The organism is Arhodomonas sp. KWT (assembly GCF_010993615.1).
Genome location: NZ_WNXE01000048.1, coordinates 1 through 19,903 on the forward strand (window position 1 = coordinate 1; position 19,903 = coordinate 19,903).

Below are 19,903 nucleotides of genomic sequence, written 5' to 3' on the forward strand. Positions count from 1 at the left end.
AGGTGCTCGGCGCGGATGGTGTGGCGGGAGTCGGCGAAGGCGTCCAGCAGCATCCGCCCGGCGAGCAGGTTGATCCGGCGGGGGACGCCGCCGGTGGCGACGTGCAGCAGCCGGAAGACGGCCTCGGAGAAGCCCGGGTCGCCGTCCCAGCCCGCCCGCTCCAGGCGGTAGTGCACGTAGTCCCGGGTCTGCTGCTCGTCGAGGGGTTCGAGCCGGCAGCTCGCGATCAGGCGCTGGTGGAACTGCTCCATTTCCGGGCGGCGGATGAGCTCGCGCAGCGGCGGCTGGCCGAGCAGCAGGATCTGCAGTGCCGGCTCGCCGCCGACGGTGAGGTTGGTGAGCAGCCGCAGCTCCTCCAGCGCCTCCGCCTCCAGGTCCTGGGCCTCGTCCACCACGAGCAGGGCGCGGCGGCCGCGGCGGGCGCGCTCGGTGAGGTCCTCCTGCAGGGCGGTGAGAATGGTGGCCTTGTCCCGGTGCGCCGGGGTGAGCCCGAAGCCGCTGGCGGTCAGGCGCAGCAGGTCCTCGGCGCCGAGCCGGGAGGTGACGATCTGGGTGATCTCCGTCTCCTCGGGCACGCTCGCCAGCAGATCCGCGACCAGGGTGGTCTTGCCGCAGCCGGGCGGGCCGGTGACCACCACGAACCCCTCGCCGCGCATCAGGCCATACTCCAGGTAGGCCTTGGCGCGCTGGAAGCTCGGATGCGGGAAGACCACCTCCGCGCTGGGGGTCAGCCGGAAGGGGTCGTGCTCCAGTCCGAAGAATCGGTGGTACATCGCCTCGGGCCCTTGTTCGTCCGCGCGAAACGCTCGCGGGAGCAGTCTATCAGCCCGGGTGCGCCCCGGCGTATGCCCGGCCGTGCGCTCAGGCGGCGCGGTCGTCGCCGAGGAGGCAGTCCCGGGCCTCGTTGAGCTGTGCCGCGAGGTAGCCGGAGCCGCCGCGGTCCGGGTGGCAGTGCTGGATGAGCCGGCGGTGGGCCGCGAGCACGGTCTCCCGGTCCGGCGGGTCGGGCTCGTTCTCCAGGCCGAGCACGGCCAGGGCCCGGGCGCGGGTCATGGGGCCGTCGTCGCCGCCCGACGGTGGCGGCGTCCCCGCGGACCCGCCGGCGGGTGCCGTGCGGCTGCCGAGGAAGCGCAGCAGCGGGGCGAGGCGCATCGCCGTGGGGAGGAAGCGCTGGATGGCGGCGGCGGTGGCGGCGATGGCCGCGCCGATCCAGGACAGCCGGCCGGTGGCGACCAGCAGCGCGATGACCACCAGCGCGCCGATGAGGATCAGGCGTGGCAGGTGCGGGCGGATCGACGCCCGCGCCGCGGGCGAGACCCAGAAGACCGCGGCGGCCACCACCGCCGCCAGCACCAGCAGCTTGATCAGCACGGCGGCTCCTTGGCCGGCGGCAGCCCGTGGGCCTCGCGGATCGCCGCGCAGCGCTCCCGCCAGCGCTCCAGGCGGCGGTCGTAGATGTCGAACACGCAGGGGTCGCAGCCCGTGCCGCAGCACTCGTCGAGATCGGGCTCGCGGGGTGGCGGCGGGAAGCGCGGTTCGTCGCGGGACGCGGTGTCACTCATGGCAATCGGCCAACGCTTCTTGCTAAACCTCTGAGGAGATTGGCAACTGCCCCCATGATACCAGCGCCGTGCACCCCGGTGCCCAGTGCACCGTGACCTCAGCGCCCGGAGCGGTCCCGCTGGCCCTGCAGCGCGGCGAAGGCGGCGCCCATGGCCGTCTCCGGGCGCGACTCGGGTTTCTTGTCACCGCGCCCGCCCCGGCCCCTGCCTTTGCCCTTGCCGGCGCCGCCCGGTTTGCCCGCCGGCCGATCCCGGCCGGCCTTGCTGCCGGCCTCGTCGTCCAGGCGCATGGACAGCCCGATGCGCCGGCGCTGGAGGTCGACGTCGATCACCTTCACCCGGACCACGTCTCCGGGGCGGCAGACCTCGCGGGGGTCGCGCACGAACCGCGATGCCATGGCGGAGATGTGCACCAGCCCGTCCTGGTGGACGCCGACGTCGACGAAGGCCCCGAAGTTGGTGACGTTGGTGACGGTGCCCTCCAGCACCATGCCCGGCTCCAGGTCCTCCGGGCGCTCGACGCCCTCGCGGAAGGTCGCGGTGCGGAAGGCCGGGCGTGGGTCGCGTCCGGGCTTGTCCAGCTCGGCGAGGATGTCGGTGACCGTGGGCAGACCGAAGCGTTCGTCGGTGAACTTGGCCGGGTCCAGGCCGCCGAGCAGCTCGCTGTTGCCGATCAGCTCGGCGACGCCGCCGCCCGTCTCGGTGAGGATGCGCTCGACCACCGGGTAGGCCTCGGGGTGGACCGCGGAGGCGTCCAGGGGCTGGTCGCCTCCGCGGATGCGCAGGAAGCCCGCCGCCTGCTCGAAGGTCTTGGCGCCGAAGCGCGGCACCGCCATCAGCGACTTCCGGTCCGGGAACGCGCCGTTGCTGTCGCGGTGCTCGACGATGCGATCCGCCAGTGCCGTGGTCAGCCCGGAGACCCGCGCGAGCAGCGCGGCCGAGGCGGTGTTGAGGTCCACGCCCACGGCGTTGACGCAGTCCTCGACCACGGCGTCGAGCTTGCGTGCGAGCGCGAGCTGGCTGACGTCGTGCTGGTACTGGCCGACGCCGATGGACTTCGGGTCGATCTTCACCAGCTCGGCGAGCGGGTCCTGCAGCCGCCGGGCGATGGAGACCGCCCCGCGCAGGGAGACGTCCAGGTCCGGGAACTCCCGCGCCGCCGTCTCCGAGGCGGAGTAGACCGAGGCGCCGGCCTCGGAGACCAGCACGCTGGCGAGCCCGCCATGGCCCTGGCGCAGCTCGGCGACCAGGCGTTCGGTCTCCCGCGAGGCGGTGCCGTTGCCCACGGCAACCAGCGAGACCTCGTGGCGGCGGACCAGGGCGTCGAGGGCCGCCAGGGCCTCGTCCCAGCGCTTCTGCGGGGCGTGGGGGTAGATCGTGGCGGTGTCCACGAGCTTGCCGGTGGCGTCCACCACCGCGACCTTGCAGCCGGTGCGCAGTCCCGGGTCCACGCCCATCACCGCCCTGGGGCCGGCGGGGGCGGCGAGGAGCAGGTCGTGGAGGTTGCGCGCGAACACCTCGATGGCCTCCGCCTCGGCGTTCTCGCGCAGGCTGCCGAGCAGGTCCGTCTCCAGCCGGGTCAGGAGCTTCACCCGCCAGGTGAAGCGCACCACGCCGGCGAGCCAGTCGTCCGCGGGGCGGCCGGCGTGGCGGATATCGAAGCGCGCGGCGATCATGCCCTCGCCCCGACCGGGGCCGGTGCGCTCCTCGGCGAGTTCGTCGGGCATCGCCAGGCGCAGGCGCAGCACGCCCTCGCGGCGGCCGCGGAACAGCGCCAGCGCGCGATGGGAGGGGATGCCGTGGAGGGGCTCGCGGTGGTCGAAGTAGTCGGAGAACTTCACCCCGTCCTCGCGCCGCGACTCGTCCACCTCGGAGATCAGCACCCCCTCGCGCCAGGCGTAGTCGCGCAGCCCGGCGATGAGCTCGGCGTCCTCGGCGAAGCGCTCGGCGAGGATGTAGCGTGCCCCCTCCAGCGCGGCATCCGTGTCGGCGACGCCGGCCTCGGCGTCCACGTAGTCCGCGGCGGCGGTGGCCGGGTCGAGGCCCGGGTCGGCGAGCAGGGCGTCCGCCAGCGGCTCCAGCCCGGCGGCGCGGGCGATCTCGCCCTTGGTCCGGCGCTTCTTGCGGTAGGGGAGGTAGAGATCCTCCAGGCGCTGCTTGGTGGTGGCGGCCTCGATGGACGCGCGCAGCGTGTCGCTGAGCTTGCCCTGCTCCTCGATCGCCGCGAGCACCGTGGCGCGGCGTTCCTCGAGCTCGCGCAGGTAGACCAGCCGGCGTTCGAGCTCGCGGAGCTGGCCGTCGTCCAGGCCGCCGGTGGCCTCCTTGCGGTAGCGGGCGATGAAGGGCACCGTCGCGCCCTCGTCGAGCAGCCGTACCGCGGCCTCGACCTGCCGCGGGGCGGCGTCGATGTCGCGGGCGATGCGTTCGGGGATGTTCACGCTCATAGGGTCAGTCCCGGGTGGGGTTGTCGTCTCGTGGGGTGTCGCCGGCGTTGCTGTCCGTGCCGGCGACGCCGTGATAGAGGGTGCTGTGCACGTAGCGGTCGTGGGCGTGGCGCAGGAGTACGGCGATCACCGCGGCCACCGGCAGCGCCAGCAGCACGCCGGCGAAGCCGAAGAGCTGGCCGCCGGCGAGCACCGCGAAGATCACCGCCACCGGGTGCAGGCCGATGCGGTCGCCGACCAGCAGCGGCGTGAGCACCATGCCCTCCAGCGTCTGGCCGATGCCGAACACCGCCCAGACCAGCAGCAGCGGCACGAGGATGTCGTTGAACTGGAAGACCGCGGCCACGCTCGCCGCGGTGATGCCCACGACGAAGCCGAGGTAGGGCACGATGTTCGCCAGCCCCGAGAGCATGCCGATGAGGATGGCGAGGTTCAGACCCACCAGCCACAGTCCGGTGCTGTAGAGCACCCCCAGCGCGAGCATTACCAGCAGCTGGCCGCGCAGGAACGCGGCCACCACCTCGTTGCACTCGCCGCCGAGCTGGCCGACCACGCCCTGCACCGAGCGCGGCAGCAGCTCGCGGATCCGCGCCATGAGCACGTCCCAGTCGCGCAGCAGGTAGAAGCCCACCACCGGGATCAGCGCCAGGTTGGTGATCAGCCCCACCAGCGCCAGCCCGGACTGGGTGGCGCGGGCGATGACCGCGGCGGCCACGGAGCCGGTGGACTGCCAGTGCTGGGTGACGGCGTCGCGCAGGGTCTGCACGTCCAGCCGCGAGGCGGACACGCCCAGGTGCGCCTCCATCCACGGCACCGCGGTGCGCTGCACCCAGTCCACGATCGCCGGCACGCGCTGGACGAGGTAGTCCACCTGGTGGGCGAGCAGGGGCAGCAGCATCACTGCCACGCCGATCACCACGCCGAGGGTGGTGCCGAAGACGATCACCACCGAGAGCGTGCGCGAGAGGCCCCGGGCCTCCAGGCGGTCCGCGATGGGGTCGCTGATGTAGGCCAGCAGCGCGGCGACGAGGAACGGCGTGAGCATCCCGCGGAGCAGGTAGATGAGCACGCCTCCGGCGATCAGCGCCGCGAGCAGCGGCCACGCCTGACGGTCGCGCAGACCGGTGCCTTCCATGTGGGTGCATCCTTCCAGGTTGATCCGACCGGGGAGTCTAACCCAGTGAACGGCGATGGCGGGGGCACGGCTATGGCAGCAGACGTAATTACCGGAAACGGATCACAATTGGGCCCGATTCGCGCTAGAGTAAGGGCTTTGCCGCAGATCCTCAGGGAGAGCCCGGTGCGAAATCCCAATCGCGTGCTGATCTGGATGAGCGTTTTCCTGCTCGGCGTTGCGGTGGCCTGCGCCCTCCTCGCCGGCCCGCTGCGCAACGCGTTCATGGCAAATGCCGTGTTCAACGGCCTGATCCTTGGCGTCCTCGCCATCGGTATCCTGATCAATTTCCGCCAGGTCCTCATCCTCGGCCCGGAGGTCTCCTGGATCGAGGCCTTCCGCCGCGCGGACCGCGAGAACCCGCCGGAGCCGCCGCGCTCGGGGCTGCTCGGCTCCATGGCACGCATGCTCACCGGCCGCCATGGCGACCGCTTCAGCCTGTCCACGATGTCGATGCGCACGCTGCTGGACGCGATCCGCTCCCGGCTGGACGAGCAGCGCGACCTCTCGCGCTACATGATCGGGCTGCTGGTCTTCCTCGGCCTGCTCGGCACCTTCTGGGGGCTGCTCGACACCCTGCGCGCGGTGGGCGGGGTGATCTCCTCGCTGTCCATCGAGGGCCGTGACGCCGCGGCGGTGTTCGCCGAGCTCAAGAACGGTCTCCAGCAGCCCCTCTCGGGCATGGGCACGGCCTTCAGCTCGTCGCTGTTCGGCCTCGCCAGCGCCCTGGTGCTCGGCTTCATCGACCTGCAGAGCGGCTACGCCCAGAACCGGTTCTACAACGACCTCGAGGAGTGGCTGTCCGGGCAGACCAAGCTCGGCAGCGGCGGGGCCGGCGGCGACGGCGAGGGCAACGTCCCCGCCTACATTCAGGCGCTGCTGGAGCAGACCGCGGACAGCCTGGACAAGCTTCAGCGCATCATGGCCCGGGGCGAGGAGGAGCGGCGCAGCTCCGAGGGCCGGCTCACCGAGCTCACCCAGGAGATCGCCAACCTCGCCGAGCAGTCCCGCGGCGAACAGCGCGGGCTGATGAATCTCACCCGGACCCAGGCGGAGCTGCAGGGGGTGCTGCAGAACCTGGCGGATGTCACCGGCAGCAACGAGGCCCACGAGCGCGAGGTCCGGGACAACCTGCGCCACATCGCCGGCAGCCTGGACCAGCTCCGCCAGGGCCTCGCCGGGGACCGCGAGCACGTGGTCAACGAGCTGCGCGAGGAGCTGCGGCTGCTCACGCGCACCCTCGCGCACTTCCGTGACGACCGCCAGGGTTAGCGGCGATGTTCGGGGGTAGCCGCCGGGGACGCAACGCGGTCAACATCTGGCCCGGCTTCGTCGACGCGCTCGCCACGATCCTGCTGGCGTTCGTGTTCGTGCTCATGCTCTTCGTGGTGACGCAGTTCTACCTGAGCGACGCGCTCTCGGGTAAGAGCCGCGCGCTGCAGCGCCTGCAGGACGACGTCGAGCGCCTCGCCGAGGAGCTGTCCATGGAGCGGGGCAAGCGCGAACACCTCCAGGAGCGCATGTCCAGCGTCTACAACGAGCTGCACACGACGCTGTCCGAGCGCGATTCCCTCGCCGAATCCCTCAAGCAGGCCCGGGGCGAGAACGAGCAGCTCGCCAGCGAGCTCGCGGAGAAGGACCAGGCCCTGGAGGTCAGCCGCGAGAAGCTCAAGGTGCGGCTCACCGAGCTGGCCTCGCTGCAGGCGGACATCGACACCCTGCGCAAGGTGCGCAAGCGCCTGGAGGAGGAGGTCGGGGCCCTCTCCGGCAAGCTCGGCGATACCGAGCAGAGCCTGACCCAGGCCCGCGACCGCAGCAAGGCGCTGTCCGCCGAGCTCGCGGACGCCAAGGAGCGCACCCATCTCGCCCAGGAGGCGATCGAGGAGCGCACCATGCGCATCCGCGACCTGGTCGCCGAGATCGACGAGCGCGATCAGGCGCTGTCCGAGCAGAAGGGGCTCACCGCGGACGCGGAGACCCGCATCGAGCACCTGCGCAACGAGCTGCGCGCGCTGCGCGACCAGATCCAGCGCGTCGCCCGGGCGCTGTCCGTCTCCCAGGAGACCGTCAGCGAGCAGCGCACCCGGATCGAGGACCTGGGCGAGCGGCTGAACCTGGCGCTCGCCGAGCGCGTCGAGGAGCTCTCGCGCTACCGCTCCGAGTTCTTCGGCCGGCTGCGCGAGGTCCTCGGCGACATCCAGCAGATCCGGATCGTCGGCGACCGCTTCATGTTCCAGTCGGAGCTGTTCTTCGACAGCGGCTCGGCGCAGATCGGCGCGGACGGCCAGGAAAAGCTGGGTCAGCTCGCCAACGTGCTCAAACAGGTGTCGCAGCGCATCCCCGACGACATCCCCTGGGTGCTGCAGGTGGAGGGCCACACCGACCGCCGGCCCATCAGTACCGAGCGCTTCCCCTCCAACTGGGAGCTGTCCACCGCGCGGGCGACCAACATCGTCCACTTCCTGATCGATCAGGGCATCCCCGCGGAGCGCCTCGCGGCGGCGGGCTACGGCGAGTACCAGCCGCTCACCGAGGGGGATTCGCCGGAGGCGATGGCGCGCAACCGGCGCATCGAGCTCAAACTGACCCGGCGCTGACGCCTCCGGCGGGGGCGCACAGGGCCGCCCCCGCGCTCAGCCGCCCGCGCGCCGGTGTCGCCGGGCGAGGGCGAGCACGCCGGCGAGGCTGGCGTCCGCCGCCGCGACAGGGTGGGCATCCAGGCCGAAGTGGCCGAGCGCGGCCTCGTAGCGCGGCCGCAGGGCCCCGTCCGCGACGAGCACCACCCCCTCGGGGGCGTACAGCCCGCGCATGCCCCGGATCTCGTTGCCGATGAGCAGCCCCGAGACGTAGTCGCGGATGCCGGTGGCGGCGAGCTCGCCGTAGAGCCAGCGGCTGCGGGCGGTGAACAGCTGATGCCCGAGGCCGCCGGGACGCCCGGACTCCGCGAGGCCCTGGCGGAAGGCGGTGCCGTCGGGGGTGTCGGTGTCCGCCGCGGGCACGCCGATGAGGGTGTGCCGGGTCACCGCCTCGAACAGCTCGCCGGTCATCACCGTTGCGAAGTGGCGGAGCGTGCCGTCGCCCACGCGGGCCCACTTGCTGTGGGTCCCCGGCAGGCAGAGCGTGGCGTCGCCGCGTGCCGCCAGCGCCAGCGCGCCGACGATCTGGACCTCCTCGCCGCGCATCACGTCCACGTGGCCGCCGTCGCCGTGCAGGCGCACGCCGGGCACCAGCCAGGTGTTGTCGAGCCCGGGGGCGGCGGTGAGTCCGTCGGCGAGGTCGCCGGCGGTGACCGGCAGCGCCGGCTGCGGGGCCTCGTGCCAGCCCTGGCGCGCGCCCACCATGCCGGCGAGGTAGACGGGCACGGCGCCGTCGCGCCGCCAGTCGCCGAGGCGTTCGCGGCAGTAGTCGGCGAAGGACCCGCCGGCCAGCTCGCGCATGCCCTGGCCGCTGGTGATCCGATCGAGGCAGGCGCCGCTGTCCGCGTCCACCAGGTAGGCGCGGAACGCGGTGGTGCCCCAGTCGACGACGATGATCCGATCGCTCATTGCCCGCCGTCCCTGGCACGCCGGTATTCGGCGACGATGTCCCGGGCGGCGGCGCCGACCTCCGCGGCGGGGCGCCCGGCGCGATAGACGTCCCCGCCGATGCCGTAGCCCGCCGCCCCGGCGGCGTGGAAGTCGGCCAGGTTCTGTGCGTTGATCCCGCCGACCACGAATACCGGCAGCGCCGGTGGCAGCACCGCACGCACGTCCCGGAGGTAGCCGGGGCCCAGGCGCGCAGCGGGGAAGAGCTTGAGCGCCGAGGCGCCGTGGCGCGCGGCGAGCAGTGCCTCGGTGGGCGTCATGCAGCCGATCAGGCTGGTCATGCCTTCGCCGGCGGCGGCGTCGATCACCGCCGGGTCGGTGTTCGGGGTGACCATCAGCGGCAGTGCCAGTGAGGCGAGGCGGGTGACCGAGCCGGCGTCGAGCACCGTCCCCGCGCCCACCAGGGTCTCCGCCGGGCAGTGGGCGCGCAGCCGGCGCAGGCTCTCCCAGGGCTGGGGGGAGTTGAGGGTGACCTCGAGCATGCCGAAGCCGGCGTCGATCAGCGCGTCGGCGACCGCCTCGCATTCATCCGGCGTGATGCCGCGCAGGATGGCGACCAGCGGGCGTTCGGCGAGTGCGTCCTGAAAGCGTGGATCCATGGCCGTCTCCTCAGGGTGGTCCCGGCCGTGCCCGCCGTTGCCCGGGCCCGTCTTCGTGGCCGGGGGGCGCGGTCAGCAGGCCGGCCGCCTCGCAGGCGGTACGTATCGGCCCGGCATAGCGGTGTGCCCAGTCGTCGCCGAGCCGGTAGCGGGGCACGCTCACGCTCACCGCGGCGACCGGCTGTCCGTCCACGCCGTAGAGCGCCTGGCCGAAGCACACGATGCCGGGCTCGTTCTCCTCGTCGTCGACGGCGTAGCCCCGCGCCCGCACCGTTTCGAGCGCCGTCCGCAGCGCCGGCAGGCCGGTCACGGTGTTGGCGGTCATCGGCGCCAGCGAGAGCGTCCCGGCGTAGCGATCGAGGGCCTCCGGTGCCAGTGCGGCGAGGAAGGCCTTGCCCACGGCGGAGGCGTGCATGTGCACCTGATTGCCCACCATGGACGCCATGCGCACCGAGGCCAGGGACTCGACCTTGTCGACGTAGATCATGACGTCCCCCCGGGGTACCGCCAGGTGCACGGTCTCGCCGGTGGCGTCGCGGATCGCCACCAGTGCCTCGCGGGCGCTGTGGGGGAGGTCGTCCTGCTCCCGGCTACGGTGGCCGAGCCGGGCGAGCTCGGGGCCGAGGAGGTAGCCGCCGTGGAGCGGGTCGCGGACGACGAAGCGTTCGTCTTCGAGGGCGCCGAGCAGGCGGTACAGCGTCGCCCGCGGTAGCGCGCTCGCCCGCTGGATGTCCTTCAGGCGTGCGGGCCGGGGCAGTGCCGCGATGCTCTGGAGCAGGCGCAGCCCCTTCACGAAGGTGGCCGCCCCCCGCGCCGAGGAAGTGCTGTCCTGCTGCCCGGGTGCGCTCATCCGGTGTCGTCCCCGTTGCCGGTTTGACGCCTCGTCCTGAGGCTGCCTATGGTCTTAATAATCGGACTTATTGTCCACATAGTGGGGCAGCAGTGCCGCAACGGCCGCCGCTCCAGGGGCTGGAGAGATGAGGGAGAGGCGAATGACCGCTGACGACCGGGTGAAGGGCCCCTGCCGGGCGGTGTCGGCCGTCCGCGGCGGCTGACGCGCCATGGTGGACATCGTCTGCCTCGGCGAGCCGCTGCTGGAGCTCAGCGAGCGTCCCGGCGACGGCGGGACCTGGTTCCTCCAGGGCTACGGCGGCGATACCTCGAACTGCGCGATCGCCGCGGCACGCCAGGACGCCTCGGTCGGGTATCTCACCGCCCTCGGCGACGACGGCTTCGGACGGGCGTTCCTCGATCTGTGGGCGGCCGAGGGCGTGGATGCCAGCGCGGTGGCCGTGGACCGGGACGCGCACACCGGCGTCTATTTCATCCGCTACCGCGACGGCGAGCACGCGTTCAGCTATCTCCGCCAGGGCTCGGCGGCCAGCCGGCTGGGCCCGGACGACCTGCCCCTCGACTACATCCGTGCCGCCCGGGTGCTGCATGTCTCCGGCATCAGCCAGGCCATCAGCCCCGAGGCCTGTGACGCCGTGTTCGCTGCCGTGGCGGCGGCGCGCGAGGCCGGCGTGACGGTGAGCTACGACACCAACCTGCGTCTCAGGCTCTGGCCGCTCGCCCGCGCCCGTGCGGTGATCCATGCCGCCATGCGCGAGGCGGACATCGCCCTGCCGGGCCTGGAGGACGCGCGCCGGCTCACCGGGCTGACGGACCCCGACGCGGTGGTGGACTTCTACGCGGGGCTCGGGCCCCGCATCGTGGCCCTGAAGATGGGGCACGAGGGGGTGCTGGTCGCGGCGGACGGCGAGCGGGTGCACTGCCCGCCGCACCCGGTGGCGCAGGTGGACGCCGCCGGTGCCGGCGACGTCTTCGACGGGGCCTTCCTCTCCGGGATCGTGCGCGGGGTCCGGCCGGTGGCGGCGGCCCGGTACGCCAACGTCGCCGCGGCGCTGTCCACGCTGGGGCGGGGCGCGGTGGCGCCGATCCCCCGCCGCGCGGCCGTGGAGGCCGCCCTGCGCGGCGCGTGAGGCCGGGGCGTCACGGCGTGGCCGCGGTACCCACCCGGTCGAGAAACCGCCCGAACAGCGCGGCGATGTCGTCGATCACCTCCGAGAGGCCGTGGTCGCCGTCGAGCACGTGCAGCCGAGCGCGGCAGGCCTTGGCGTAGCGCACGCTGTGCGCCGGCGGGATCAGCTCGTCGCGCCAGCCGTGCACCACCTCCACGTCGCCGGCGTGGGGCGTGACGTCCCCCTCGTAGCCCGGCAGGTAGAACGCCGGCGCCATCAGGAACAGCCCCGCCGGCCGGAGCGTGGCGCTCGCCGCCGCGGCCACGTAGCCGCCCATGCTCGAGCCCACCAGGACCAGCGGGCCCGCCGGGCGCGGCTGCGCGAGGAGATGGCGCACGCGCTCGTCCGGATCCCGGGTGTGGCGGTAGTCGACGCTGGCCACGCCCGCCCCGGCGGCCCGGGCGACCTCCGCCAGCCGGGTGATCTTGAAGCCCCAGGGGCCGCTCTCCTGGCCGTGGCTGAACCAGACCTCCATCACGACAGGTCCAGCGCGTAGGGCTTGAGGGTCTCCAGCGCCACCACCTCCAGGGCGGCCTCGTCGCTGGCGAGCAGCCGCACCCGCGTGGCGCAGCCGGCCTCGTGGGCCTCCAGCCAGCGTGCCGCGCACAGGCACCACTGGTCGCCGGCCGACAGCCCGTCGAAGCCGAACTCCGGCCGGGGCGTGGACAGGTCGTTGCCGCGGCGGGCGCTGAAGGCGAGGAATTCGTCGGTGAGGGTGGCGCACACCGCGTGAACGCCCGCGTCGTCGGCGCCGACGCGGCAGTAACCGTCGCGGTAGAAGCCGGTGACGGGGTCGCTGCAGCAGGCATCCAGTGTGGTGCCGAGCACGTTTCTGCGGGTCTCCGGCATGGAACGGGAACCTCTTATCCCTGGGTGTTGTCGGCCATTGTAGGACGCTGGAAGTGAGATGCGCACGGCGGCACGAGCCGTCGCCGGGGACGAGCACAGGGAGGTGCCCGGAGCCCGGTGTCAATCTTTCCCTCCTGTAAAGTCGGCACAATGCCGATTACCCTTGTTTCGGCCCGGTTCGCCGGGCCGCACTTTTTTCCCGGCAGCGCCGCGGGTGCCCGCGTGCGGGTGTTCGCCGATGCCGGGTTGGTGAACGGGAGGATCGTCGCTTGCGCCTGCTCCATACCGCCGACTGGCAGATCGGCAAGGGCTTCGGCCGGATCGCCGGCGACGCCGGGGCGCTGCTGCGCGAGCAGCGCTACGCCGTGATCCGCCGCATCGCCGCGCTCGCCGCCGAGCACCGGGCCGACGCCGTGCTCGTCGCCGGCGACGTCTTCGACAGCCAGACCCTGCCCGACGCCGCCCTGCGCCGGACCATGGAGGCCATGGCCGAGTGGCCCGGTCCCTGGGTGCTGCTGCCCGGCAACCACGATGCCGCCCTTGCCGAGAGCGTGTGGACGCGTATCGAGCGCCTCGGCTGCCGGCCGGACAACGTCCACGCCGCCGTGACCCCCGAGCCGCTGGTCCTCGCCGACGGCCGTCTCGCCGTGCTGCCCGCGCCGCTGCGGCGCCGCCACGAGCCCGGTGACGTCACCGAGTGGTTCGACACCGCGGCCACCCCCGAGGGCGCGGCGCGTGTCGGCCTCGCCCACGGCAGCCTGCGCAACCGCCTGCCGGAGGCCGCGGAGGCCCACAACCCCATCGCCGAGGACCGCGCCGTGACCGCCGGGCTGGATTACCTGGCCCTCGGTGACTGGCACGGGACCCTGGAGATCGCCGAGCGCACCTGGTATGCCGGTACCCCGGAGACGGACAGTTTCCGCAGCCGAGACCCGGGGCATGTCCTGCGGGTGGACCTGTCGGGTGGTGCCGCGCCGGCGATCACGCCCCTGGCCACGAGCCACTACCAGTGGCACGAGTGGCAGCAGGACCTCACCGGCGAGGGCGCCCTGCAGGCCCTGGAGGACCGGCTCGCCGGCCTGTCGGCGCCGCTGGAGCGCCACGTCCTGCGCCTCGTGCTCGCCGGTGGTGTCGACCTCGCGACCCGCTCCGCGCTGGATGAGCTGCTGGGGCGGTGGCAGGCGCGACTCGCGTACCTGGACTGGGACGACAGCGCGCTGCGCCCGGAGGCCACCGAGGCGGATCTCGCCGTCTTCGAGGGCAGCGGCTTCGTCGCCGACGCGCTGGCCGCGCTGCGCGAGCGTCAGGCCGCCGGTGAGATCCATGCCGCGGAGGCCGTGCAGCGCCTCTACGCCGCCTACCACGAGCTGCGCTAACGGCCACGTCAGGGAGGGACGCATTGGAGATCCGGCACCTGCGCATCGAGAACTTCCGTCACCTGGTGGCGCCGTTGGAGATCGGCCCCCTGGAGGACGGCCTCAACGTGCTCGGCGGGGACAACGAGGCGGGCAAGTCCACCGTGCTCCAGGCCCTGCGGGTGGCGCTGTTCGACCGGCACGGGCTGAGCGGCCGTGCGGCCTCGGAGCTCCAGCCCTACGGCCACCGGGTGGGCCCGGAGGTGACCCTCGCCTTCACCTGTGGCGGTGACGAGTACCGCCTGTGGAAGCGCTTCTGCCAGGGCGCCGGCGCGCGCCTGGAGGGGCCGGGCGGGCGCTGGGAGGGGGATGCGGCGGAGGAGGCGCTGCAGTCGCTGCTTGGCTTCGAACGCCCGGGCCGGGGCGCCACGGACGCCCGCTACCAGGGCGTCTGGGGCCTGCTCTGGGTGACCCAGGGCACCACCTTTCATGCCGTCGATCCCGCCGAGAGCGCGCGCCGGTCCCTCGGTGCGGTGCTGGAGGCGGAGGTCGGCGACGTCCTTGGCGGGGCCGCCGGCCAGCGCCTGCTCCGCCACTTCACCACCGAGCGGAGTCGTTTCTGGACGTCCACCGGCCGCCCGGGGAAGGTCCTCAAGGACGCGGAGGCCCGGGTGGAGGCCCTGTCCGCGGAACTCGCGGAGGTGGACGGCCAGCTCGCCGAGTTTGACGAGGCCGTCAATCGGCTTGCCCGCGAACGCGAGGAGCTCACTGCGCTGGAGGACCCGGAGGCCGCCGCCGAGCGCCAGCGCCGACTCGATACTGCCCGGGCCGCCCACCAGCGTCTGGAGGCCCGGCGTGCCGAACGTGAGCGCCTCGCCAGTGCCCTGCGCGTCGCCGAGGCCGAGCACCAGCGCCACGACGCGGAGTGGCAGGAGCGCCAGAAGCGGATCCGCGAGCTCGCTGAGCTGGAGCAGACCCTGACCGCGGCGGACATGGCGCTGGCGGACGCGGATGCCCGCGTGAGCCGTGCCGAGGCCGCGGAGGCGGAGGCGCGCGCCGCCCACGAGGCCGCCGGCCAGGCGGTGACCGATGCGCGCCGGGCGGAGGCGGAGGCCGCCCGCGCCCGCGAGCGCCTGGAGCGCGAGCGCCAGCTGCGCGACGACCGCGACGCCCTCGCCCGGGCAGAGGAGGCGCTGGAGGCCGCCCGGCAGACGCGGGCGTCGGTGGCGGACATCGCCATCCAGCGCGGGGACGTGGACGAGCTGCGCGGCATCGAGGAGCGGCTGGCCCGGGCGGAGGCGCGGCTGGAGGCCGGCGCCACCCGGGTGGACGCCGAGGTCTCCGTGCCCGTGTCGGTCAGCGGTGCCGCGGAGCCCGTCGCCGAGGGCCAGTGGCGGCTGACCGGCGAGGGCGTGCTTGCCCTTGAAGGGGTCGGCATCGTGCGCGTGAGCCCCGGCGGGATGGACCTGGTGGCGGCGCGGGAGGCCCGGGACGAGGCCCGCGAGGCCCGGCGCGGGGTGGCGTCCCGGCTCGGCGTGGACACCGCCGCGGACGCGGAGGCCGCCCTCCAGCGCCGCGAGCGCGCCCTTGCCGACGCCGCGGCCAGCGAGAAGCTCGCCGCCGCGCACGCGCCGGATGGGGTCGTGGCCCTGCGCGAGCGGGTCCAGGCGACCGCGGAGCGAATCGAGGCCCTGCCGGCGGCTGACGACGGGGTGGACCTGGAGGGTGCCGCGGCGGCGCTGCCGGCGCGGCGCGAGGCTCGGGAGGCCCGGGAGCGCGAGCACGCGGACTCCGGCCAGCGGCACGGTGAGTGCCGTGACGCGCTCGCCGATTGCCGTGAGGCCCGGGTGGCCGCGCGTACCGAGCGTGACCAGCAGGCCCGGCGCCGGGACCAGCTCGCCGCCGCCCTGGCGGAGGCGCGCGCGGGCCGGGACGACGACGCCCTCTATGCCGCCCTGGCCGCCGCCCGCCAGGCCCTGGAGACCGCCCGCGACGACCTCGCCCGCGCCGATGCCGCCATCGCCGCCGAGGACCCGGAGACCGTGGCCCTGCAGCTCAAGACCGCCGAGGCCGCGGTCACCCGGGCGCACGAGGAGCGCGAACGCACGGCCCGCGCCGTGCGCGACCTGCAGGTGCGCCTGGAGGCGCTGGGGCAGCAGGGCCTGGGCGAGCGCCGGGTCGAGCTGGACACGGCGCTGGCGGAGGCCCGGCGGGAGCGGGACCGCCTGCAGCGTGAGGCGGGGGCGGTGAAAATGGTGGCCGACGAGCTGGAGGCCGCGGCGAGCGAGGCCCGCCGGACCTTCCTCGGTCCGGTGATGGAACGCCTGGCACCGTACCTGCGCATGCTGATGCCGGATGCCGAGCTGGTGCTGGACGACACGCTGACCCTTACCGGTGTGCGACGGGGCGGGCAGGAAGAGGCCTTCGGTGACCTGAGCCTCGGTACCCGCGAGCAGCTCGCCATCCTCGTGCGTCTGGCCTTCGCGGATCTGGTCGCCGAGCGCGGCGAGCCCGTGCCGGTGATCCTGGACGACGCCCTGGCCTTCGCCGACGAGCACCGCTTCGAGGCGATGAAGCTGGCCCTCGCCCGGGCCGCGGAGCGCCACCAGGTGCTGGTGCTCACCTGCCGCCCGCGGGATTACGCCACCCTCGGTGCGCCGCTGTATCGCCTGGAGCGGGCGTTGTGAGCGCCCAGGGTGTCACCGCCGTGTCACGCAGCGTGGCTACCCTGATCGATCACGGTCTAACCCGGAAATGGCACGCAGGCCCGCGCCGCCGGTGCGGGTCGCGTTGGACTGGACCAGCCGTTTCAGTCACGTCCTGTGGTAATGCGGTGATCAATCGTCATTAGTTAACCGCGTGGGCGATTGCGTGCCATTTCCGGGTTAAGGGGCACACCATGATCGAACGCGAAAGCCTGGACGCGATATTCGCCGCCCGGGCGCTTACTGCACTGTTCCAGCCGATCCTTACCTGCCCTTCGGGCGGGCTCTGGGGGCACGAGGCGCTCATCCGCGGGCCGTCGTCCGGGCCGCTGCACTCGCCGCTCAAGCTCTTCGACGCCGCCGCCCGCGAGGGCCGGCTGGTGGAGCTGGACCTGCTCTGCCGTGAAATCGCCATCGAGGCCTTCGGCCGGGCGGGCTGCCCCGGGCGGCTGTTCCTCAACGTCACCCCGGACGCGGTGGTGGCCAGCGACCATCCCACCGGCGAGACCCTGCGGTTCCTCGAACGCGCCGGGGTGGCCCCGGAGCGGGTCGTCATCGAGATCACCGAGCAGTTTCCCATCCACGACTACACCATCGTGCGCCACGCCGTGGATCATTACCGCTCGATGGGGTTCGCCGTCGCCCTCGACGACCTGGGGGCCGGCTATGCAGGGCTCCGTCACTGGTCGGAGCTGCGCCCGGACTACGTCAAGATCGATCGCCACTTCGCCAGCGGCGTCGAGTCCGACGCCGGCAAGCGCGAGGTCGTGCGCTCGGTGCTGGACATGGCCCGGCGCATGGGCACGCGGGTCATCGTCGAGGGCATCGAGACCGAGGCGGAGTACACGGCGCTGCGCGCGCTGGGCATGACCCACTCCCAGGGCTATCTCTTCGGCCGGCCGGCGGAGCGCCCGCTTACCGTGGATCAGCCCATGCCCGGCGGGGATGCCGGCGGCGTGCCCGGTGCCGCCGTCCAACGGCCGACCGCGCGGGTGCTCGCGCGCGAGGTCGTCCCCGCGGAGCCCACGGCCAGCGTCGCCGAGGTGGCGGCGCGTTTCCGCGCGGAGCCCGACCTGCGCTGTATCCCGCTGGTGGGCCGGGACGGCCGGGCCGTGGGCATCGTGCGCCGGGACACCCTGCTCTCGCGGCTGGCCCACAACTACGGGCACGCCCTGTTCGCCGGGCGCGAGGTCACGGGCTTCGTCGAGGCCTCCACGGTCACCGTCCCCGGCGACCTGCCCCTCGAGGCGCTGAGCCGCCGGGTGACCGAGGCCGAGGACGCCGACGAGGCCATCCTCATTACCGATCCCGACGGGCTCTACCTGGGCGTGGGCAGCGTCTTCGACCTGCTGCGCCGGATCACCGACCTCCAGGTCCACAGCGCCCGCCATGCCAACCCGTTGACCGGGTTGCCCGGCAACGTGCGCATCGAGCAGCATATCGACGCCCTGCTCGCCGCGGGCACGCCGTTCACCGTCGTCCACGCGGATCTGGATCATTTCAAGGCCTACAACGACTTCTACGGCTACCAGCGTGGCGACGAGGCCATCCTCGCCACCGCCCGCATCCTGCAGGCGCGGCTCCACGCGGGGGATTTCGCCGGTCACGTCGGCGGTGACGACTTCGTGCTGCTGCTGCGGGGCAGCGACTGGGAGCCCCGTTGCCGGGCGCTGCTGGAGGACTTTGCCGCCCACGTGCCGGCGCTCTACGACGCCCGGGAGCGTGAGCGCGGGGGCATCGAGACCCGTGACCGCCAGGGCTGCCCGCAGCGTTTCCCGCTGCTCTCCATCTCCCTCGCTGCCGTCCCCGTGCTGGACCGCCGCTTCACCAGCCACTACCAGATCGCCACGGTGCTCGCCGAGATCAAGCACTGCGCCAAGCGCGAGCCGGGCAACAGCCTGTTCGTGGACCGCCGGCGCCAGCCGGAAGGGGAAGTGCCCGGCGCGGTGGCGCCGTTGGGCGGTGCCGCCGGCTCCGGCGGGGCCTGACTCCCGCCACCTGGGAGAACGGCTACTCATTCCGAGGTAGTTGTTAAACACTTCACATTTTGAATAATAATTGCCCTCGCTGCCCGGGTGTGACTGCGCCCGTCCGGCGGCGACCGGGGATGCCGCATCATCCCCGCTCCCTCCCGCAGGGCACGCAAACCGCTTATCCCGCGTCGACCGGCCACCACCGTGTCCGCCGGGGGCCGCGCGGTGTGCCGAATTGACGGAAGGCGCGGGGCGCGGTTGTCACGTGAGGTTACTAAGGTGGGAGCAAAGGCTTTGAATCGATTCAACAGCGTCGAGGCCAAGGTGCTGGCGGCGGTCGCGGTGGGCGTGCTGCTGATCGTGGCCGGGGCCTCGTTTGCGGTGATGCGCACGTGGGAGTCGGTTACCGGCTTCAGTCACCTCCAGGCGCAGCTGAGCGCACGGATGTCGGATACCGCGGACCTGCAGCGGCGCTTCGCCAACCAGACCCTCGCCTGGAAGAACTATCTCCTGCGCGGCCGCGATCCTGACGGGCGCCAGGATTACTGGCAGCGCTATGAGCAGGCCCGCGCCGGGGTCGACAAGAACGTGGGGGAGCTGAAGGCGCAGTTCGAGAACGCGAAAGTGCTTGCGGCTATTGGTGCGTTCGAACAGGCGCACGAGCAGATGGTGGCCCGGATCCGCGATGGCCGGCAGCGTCTCGCCGCGAACGGTTTCGCGGTTGTCGGCGTGGACCGGCAGCTGTCAGGGATGACCACGCCCGTGCGCCAGGCCCTCGATGACCTGGTCGCCGCTATCGAGGCCCGCGCCGGGGAGAAGGCGGTGGAGCACCGTGCCGCCGCCAGCACGGCGTTGCGGGTCGGGCTCGGCGGTATGCTGCTGGCCATCGTCGTCAGCGCCCTGGCGTTGCGTTGGCTGCTGCGGCGCACGGTGACCCGTCCGCTCAAGACGCTGGTCGCGGACCTCGATCGCATCGGCGACGGCGATTTCCGCCAGCCGGTGGTGGTGAGCTCGACCGACGAGGTCGGACGGGTGGCCGGTACCGCCGAGACGCTGCGCGTCGACCTCGGGGCCATGCTCGCCCGGCTCAAGGAGTCCTCCTCGAGGGTGTCCTCGTCGGCGGAAGAGCTCTCCTCGGTGGCCTCGGAGACCCAGGGCGGTATCCAGCGCCAGCGCGGCGACACGGATCAGGCGGCGTCGGCGATGAACGAGATGGCCTCGTCGGTGCAGGAGATCGCCCGGAACGCCACGGAGTCCGCGGAGACGGCCAGGGCGCTGAGCCGCGACGCCGACGCAGGGCGCGAGACCATTACCGCGAACGGTGAGGCGGTCTCCGGGGTCGTCGCCTCCATGAACCGCGCCAACGAGGCCATCCAGGCCCTGGAGCGCCACGCCGGCGACATTGGCGAGGTGGTGGCCGTGATCACCAGCGTCGCCGACCAGACCAATCTGCTGGCGCTGAACGCCGCGATCGAGGCGGCGCGTGCCGGCACCGCCGGCCGCGGCTTCGCCGTGGTGGCCGAGGAGGTCCGCTCGCTGGCGGGCGAGACCCAGCGCTCCACCGAACGCATCCGGGGCATCGTCACCCAGGTCCAGGAGAGCAGCCGGACCGTGGTCGAGGCCATCGAGAGCAGCCA

At 72.9% G+C, this 19,903-nt stretch carries 17 protein-coding genes; 7 read left to right on the plus strand and 10 right to left on the minus strand.

Annotated elements, in window-relative coordinates; all coding sequences use genetic code 11:
- The 5 genes from G7A99_RS09540 to G7A99_RS09560 form a co-directional block, all read right to left on the minus strand.
- Positions 1–773, minus strand: a 773-nt coding sequence (locus G7A99_RS09540; protein WP_163139760.1) for an ExeA family protein, incomplete at its 3' end; no start/stop codon positions are given.
- 88 nt (positions 774–861) lie between these two features.
- Entirely contained in the window at positions 862–1,371 is a 510-nt protein-coding gene (locus tag G7A99_RS09545; protein WP_163139762.1) for a hypothetical protein, read from the minus strand.
- Complete coding sequence (locus tag G7A99_RS09550) at positions 1,365–1,562, minus strand: oxidoreductase-like domain-containing protein (RefSeq protein WP_163139764.1); 198 nt, start codon at positions 1,560–1,562, stop codon at positions 1,365–1,367. Before G7A99_RS09550 ends, G7A99_RS09545 begins: the two co-directional genes overlap by 7 nt.
- Positions 1,563–1,660: 98 nt before the next feature.
- Positions 1,661–4,006 carry a Tex family protein gene (locus tag G7A99_RS09555; protein WP_205599791.1) on the minus strand — a complete coding sequence of 782 codons (2,346 nt, stop codon included), beginning with the start codon at positions 4,004–4,006 and terminating at the stop codon, positions 1,661–1,663.
- A gap of 4 nt (positions 4,007–4,010) precedes the next feature.
- Positions 4,011–5,141 (minus strand): AI-2E family transporter, encoded by a 1,131-nt coding sequence (locus G7A99_RS09560; protein ID WP_205599792.1) that lies wholly within the window; start codon positions 5,139–5,141, stop codon positions 4,011–4,013.
- Positions 5,142–5,306: 165 nt separating this feature from the next.
- On the opposite strand from G7A99_RS09560, the gene G7A99_RS09565 reads away from it, so the two are divergent.
- Positions 5,307–6,452: a flagellar motor protein MotA gene (locus tag G7A99_RS09565; protein ID WP_371807610.1), complete on the plus strand. Its 1,146-nt coding sequence runs from the start codon at positions 5,307–5,309 to the stop codon at positions 6,450–6,452.
- 5 nt (positions 6,453–6,457) lie between these two features.
- Positions 6,458–7,777, plus strand: coding sequence for a peptidoglycan -binding protein (locus G7A99_RS09570; protein ID WP_163139766.1), 1,320 nt, complete (start codon positions 6,458–6,460; stop codon positions 7,775–7,777).
- Between the two features lie 36 nt (positions 7,778–7,813).
- On the opposite strand, the gene G7A99_RS09575 is transcribed toward G7A99_RS09570, so the two are convergent.
- Genes G7A99_RS09575 through G7A99_RS09585 form a run of 3 tightly spaced genes read right to left on the minus strand, consistent with a single transcriptional unit; the run spans position 7,814 to position 10,213 of the window.
- Positions 7,814–8,725: a 2-dehydro-3-deoxygalactonokinase gene (locus G7A99_RS09575; protein ID WP_163139768.1), complete on the minus strand. Its 912-nt coding sequence runs from the start codon at positions 8,723–8,725 to the stop codon at positions 7,814–7,816.
- Entirely contained in the window at positions 8,722–9,363 is a 642-nt protein-coding gene (locus G7A99_RS09580; RefSeq protein ID WP_163139770.1) for a 2-dehydro-3-deoxy-6-phosphogalactonate aldolase, read from the minus strand. Before G7A99_RS09580 ends, G7A99_RS09575 begins: the two co-directional genes overlap by 4 nt.
- 10 nt (positions 9,364–9,373) lie before the next feature.
- Positions 9,374–10,213, minus strand: a complete 840-nt coding sequence (locus G7A99_RS09585) for an IclR family transcriptional regulator (RefSeq protein ID WP_163139772.1) — start codon at positions 10,211–10,213, stop codon at positions 9,374–9,376.
- Between the two features lie 211 nt (positions 10,214–10,424).
- Here G7A99_RS09585 and G7A99_RS09590 point away from each other — a divergent pair, with 211 nt between their 5' ends.
- Positions 10,425–11,345 carry a sugar kinase gene (locus G7A99_RS09590; RefSeq protein WP_163139774.1) on the plus strand — a complete coding sequence of 307 codons (921 nt, stop codon included), beginning with the start codon at positions 10,425–10,427 and terminating at the stop codon, positions 11,343–11,345.
- Positions 11,346–11,355: 10 nt separating this feature from the next.
- Here the strand turns inward: G7A99_RS09590 and G7A99_RS09595 are convergent, their stop codons facing one another.
- Together G7A99_RS09595 and G7A99_RS09600 are read right to left on the minus strand one after the other, a co-directional pair.
- On the minus strand, positions 11,356–11,859 hold the full coding sequence (locus G7A99_RS09595; protein WP_163139776.1) for an alpha/beta fold hydrolase: 504 nt from the start codon (positions 11,857–11,859) through the stop codon (positions 11,356–11,358).
- Complete coding sequence (locus tag G7A99_RS09600; RefSeq protein ID WP_163139778.1) at positions 11,859–12,233, minus strand: DUF2237 family protein; 375 nt, start codon at positions 12,231–12,233, stop codon at positions 11,859–11,861. Before G7A99_RS09600 ends, G7A99_RS09595 begins: the two co-directional genes overlap by 1 nt.
- Before the next feature lie 269 nt (positions 12,234–12,502).
- Here G7A99_RS09600 and G7A99_RS09605 point away from each other — a divergent pair, with 269 nt between their 5' ends.
- The 4 genes from G7A99_RS09605 to G7A99_RS09620 form a co-directional block, all read left to right on the plus strand.
- Positions 12,503–13,609, plus strand: a complete 1,107-nt coding sequence (locus G7A99_RS09605) for a DNA repair exonuclease (protein ID WP_163139780.1) — start codon at positions 12,503–12,505, stop codon at positions 13,607–13,609.
- Positions 13,610–13,632: 23 nt separating this feature from the next.
- On the plus strand, positions 13,633–16,275 hold the full coding sequence (locus tag G7A99_RS09610; RefSeq protein WP_163139782.1) for an AAA family ATPase: 2,643 nt from the start codon (positions 13,633–13,635) through the stop codon (positions 16,273–16,275).
- A 212-nt stretch (positions 16,276–16,487) separates the two neighbouring features.
- On the plus strand, positions 16,488–18,281 hold the full coding sequence (locus tag G7A99_RS09615; protein WP_163139784.1) for a bifunctional diguanylate cyclase/phosphodiesterase: 1,794 nt from the start codon (positions 16,488–16,490) through the stop codon (positions 18,279–18,281).
- A 279-nt stretch (positions 18,282–18,560) separates the two neighbouring features.
- Positions 18,561–19,903: methyl-accepting chemotaxis protein (locus tag G7A99_RS09620; protein WP_163139786.1), on the plus strand; the 1,343-nt coding region annotated here is incomplete at its 3' end.

Excerpts from the sequence above, each read along its gene's own strand:
- G7A99_RS09575 (WP_163139768.1), bottom strand. The coding sequence starts at position 8,725 with ATGAGCGATCGGATCATCGTCGTCGACTGGGGCACCACCGCGTTCCGC.
- G7A99_RS09555 (WP_205599791.1), bottom strand. The coding sequence starts at position 4,006 with ATGAGCGTGAACATCCCCGAACGCATCGCCCGCGACATCGACGCCGCC.
- G7A99_RS09550 (WP_163139764.1), bottom strand. The coding sequence starts at position 1,562 with ATGAGTGACACCGCGTCCCGCGACGAACCGCGCTTCCCGCCGCCACCC.
- G7A99_RS09590 (WP_163139774.1), top strand. The coding sequence starts at position 10,425 with ATGGTGGACATCGTCTGCCTCGGCGAGCCGCTGCTGGAGCTCAGCGAG.
- G7A99_RS09570 (WP_163139766.1), top strand. The coding sequence starts at position 6,458 with ATGTTCGGGGGTAGCCGCCGGGGACGCAACGCGGTCAACATCTGGCCC.
- G7A99_RS09600 (WP_163139778.1), bottom strand. The coding sequence starts at position 12,233 with ATGCCGGAGACCCGCAGAAACGTGCTCGGCACCACACTGGATGCCTGC.
- G7A99_RS09585 (WP_163139772.1), bottom strand. The coding sequence starts at position 10,213 with ATGAGCGCACCCGGGCAGCAGGACAGCACTTCCTCGGCGCGGGGGGCG.
- G7A99_RS09580 (WP_163139770.1), bottom strand. The coding sequence starts at position 9,363 with ATGGATCCACGCTTTCAGGACGCACTCGCCGAACGCCCGCTGGTCGCC.
- G7A99_RS09595 (WP_163139776.1), bottom strand. The coding sequence starts at position 11,859 with ATGGAGGTCTGGTTCAGCCACGGCCAGGAGAGCGGCCCCTGGGGCTTC.
- G7A99_RS09560 (WP_205599792.1), bottom strand. The coding sequence starts at position 5,141 with ATGGAAGGCACCGGTCTGCGCGACCGTCAGGCGTGGCCGCTGCTCGCG.
- G7A99_RS09615 (WP_163139784.1), top strand. The coding sequence starts at position 16,488 with ATGATCGAACGCGAAAGCCTGGACGCGATATTCGCCGCCCGGGCGCTT.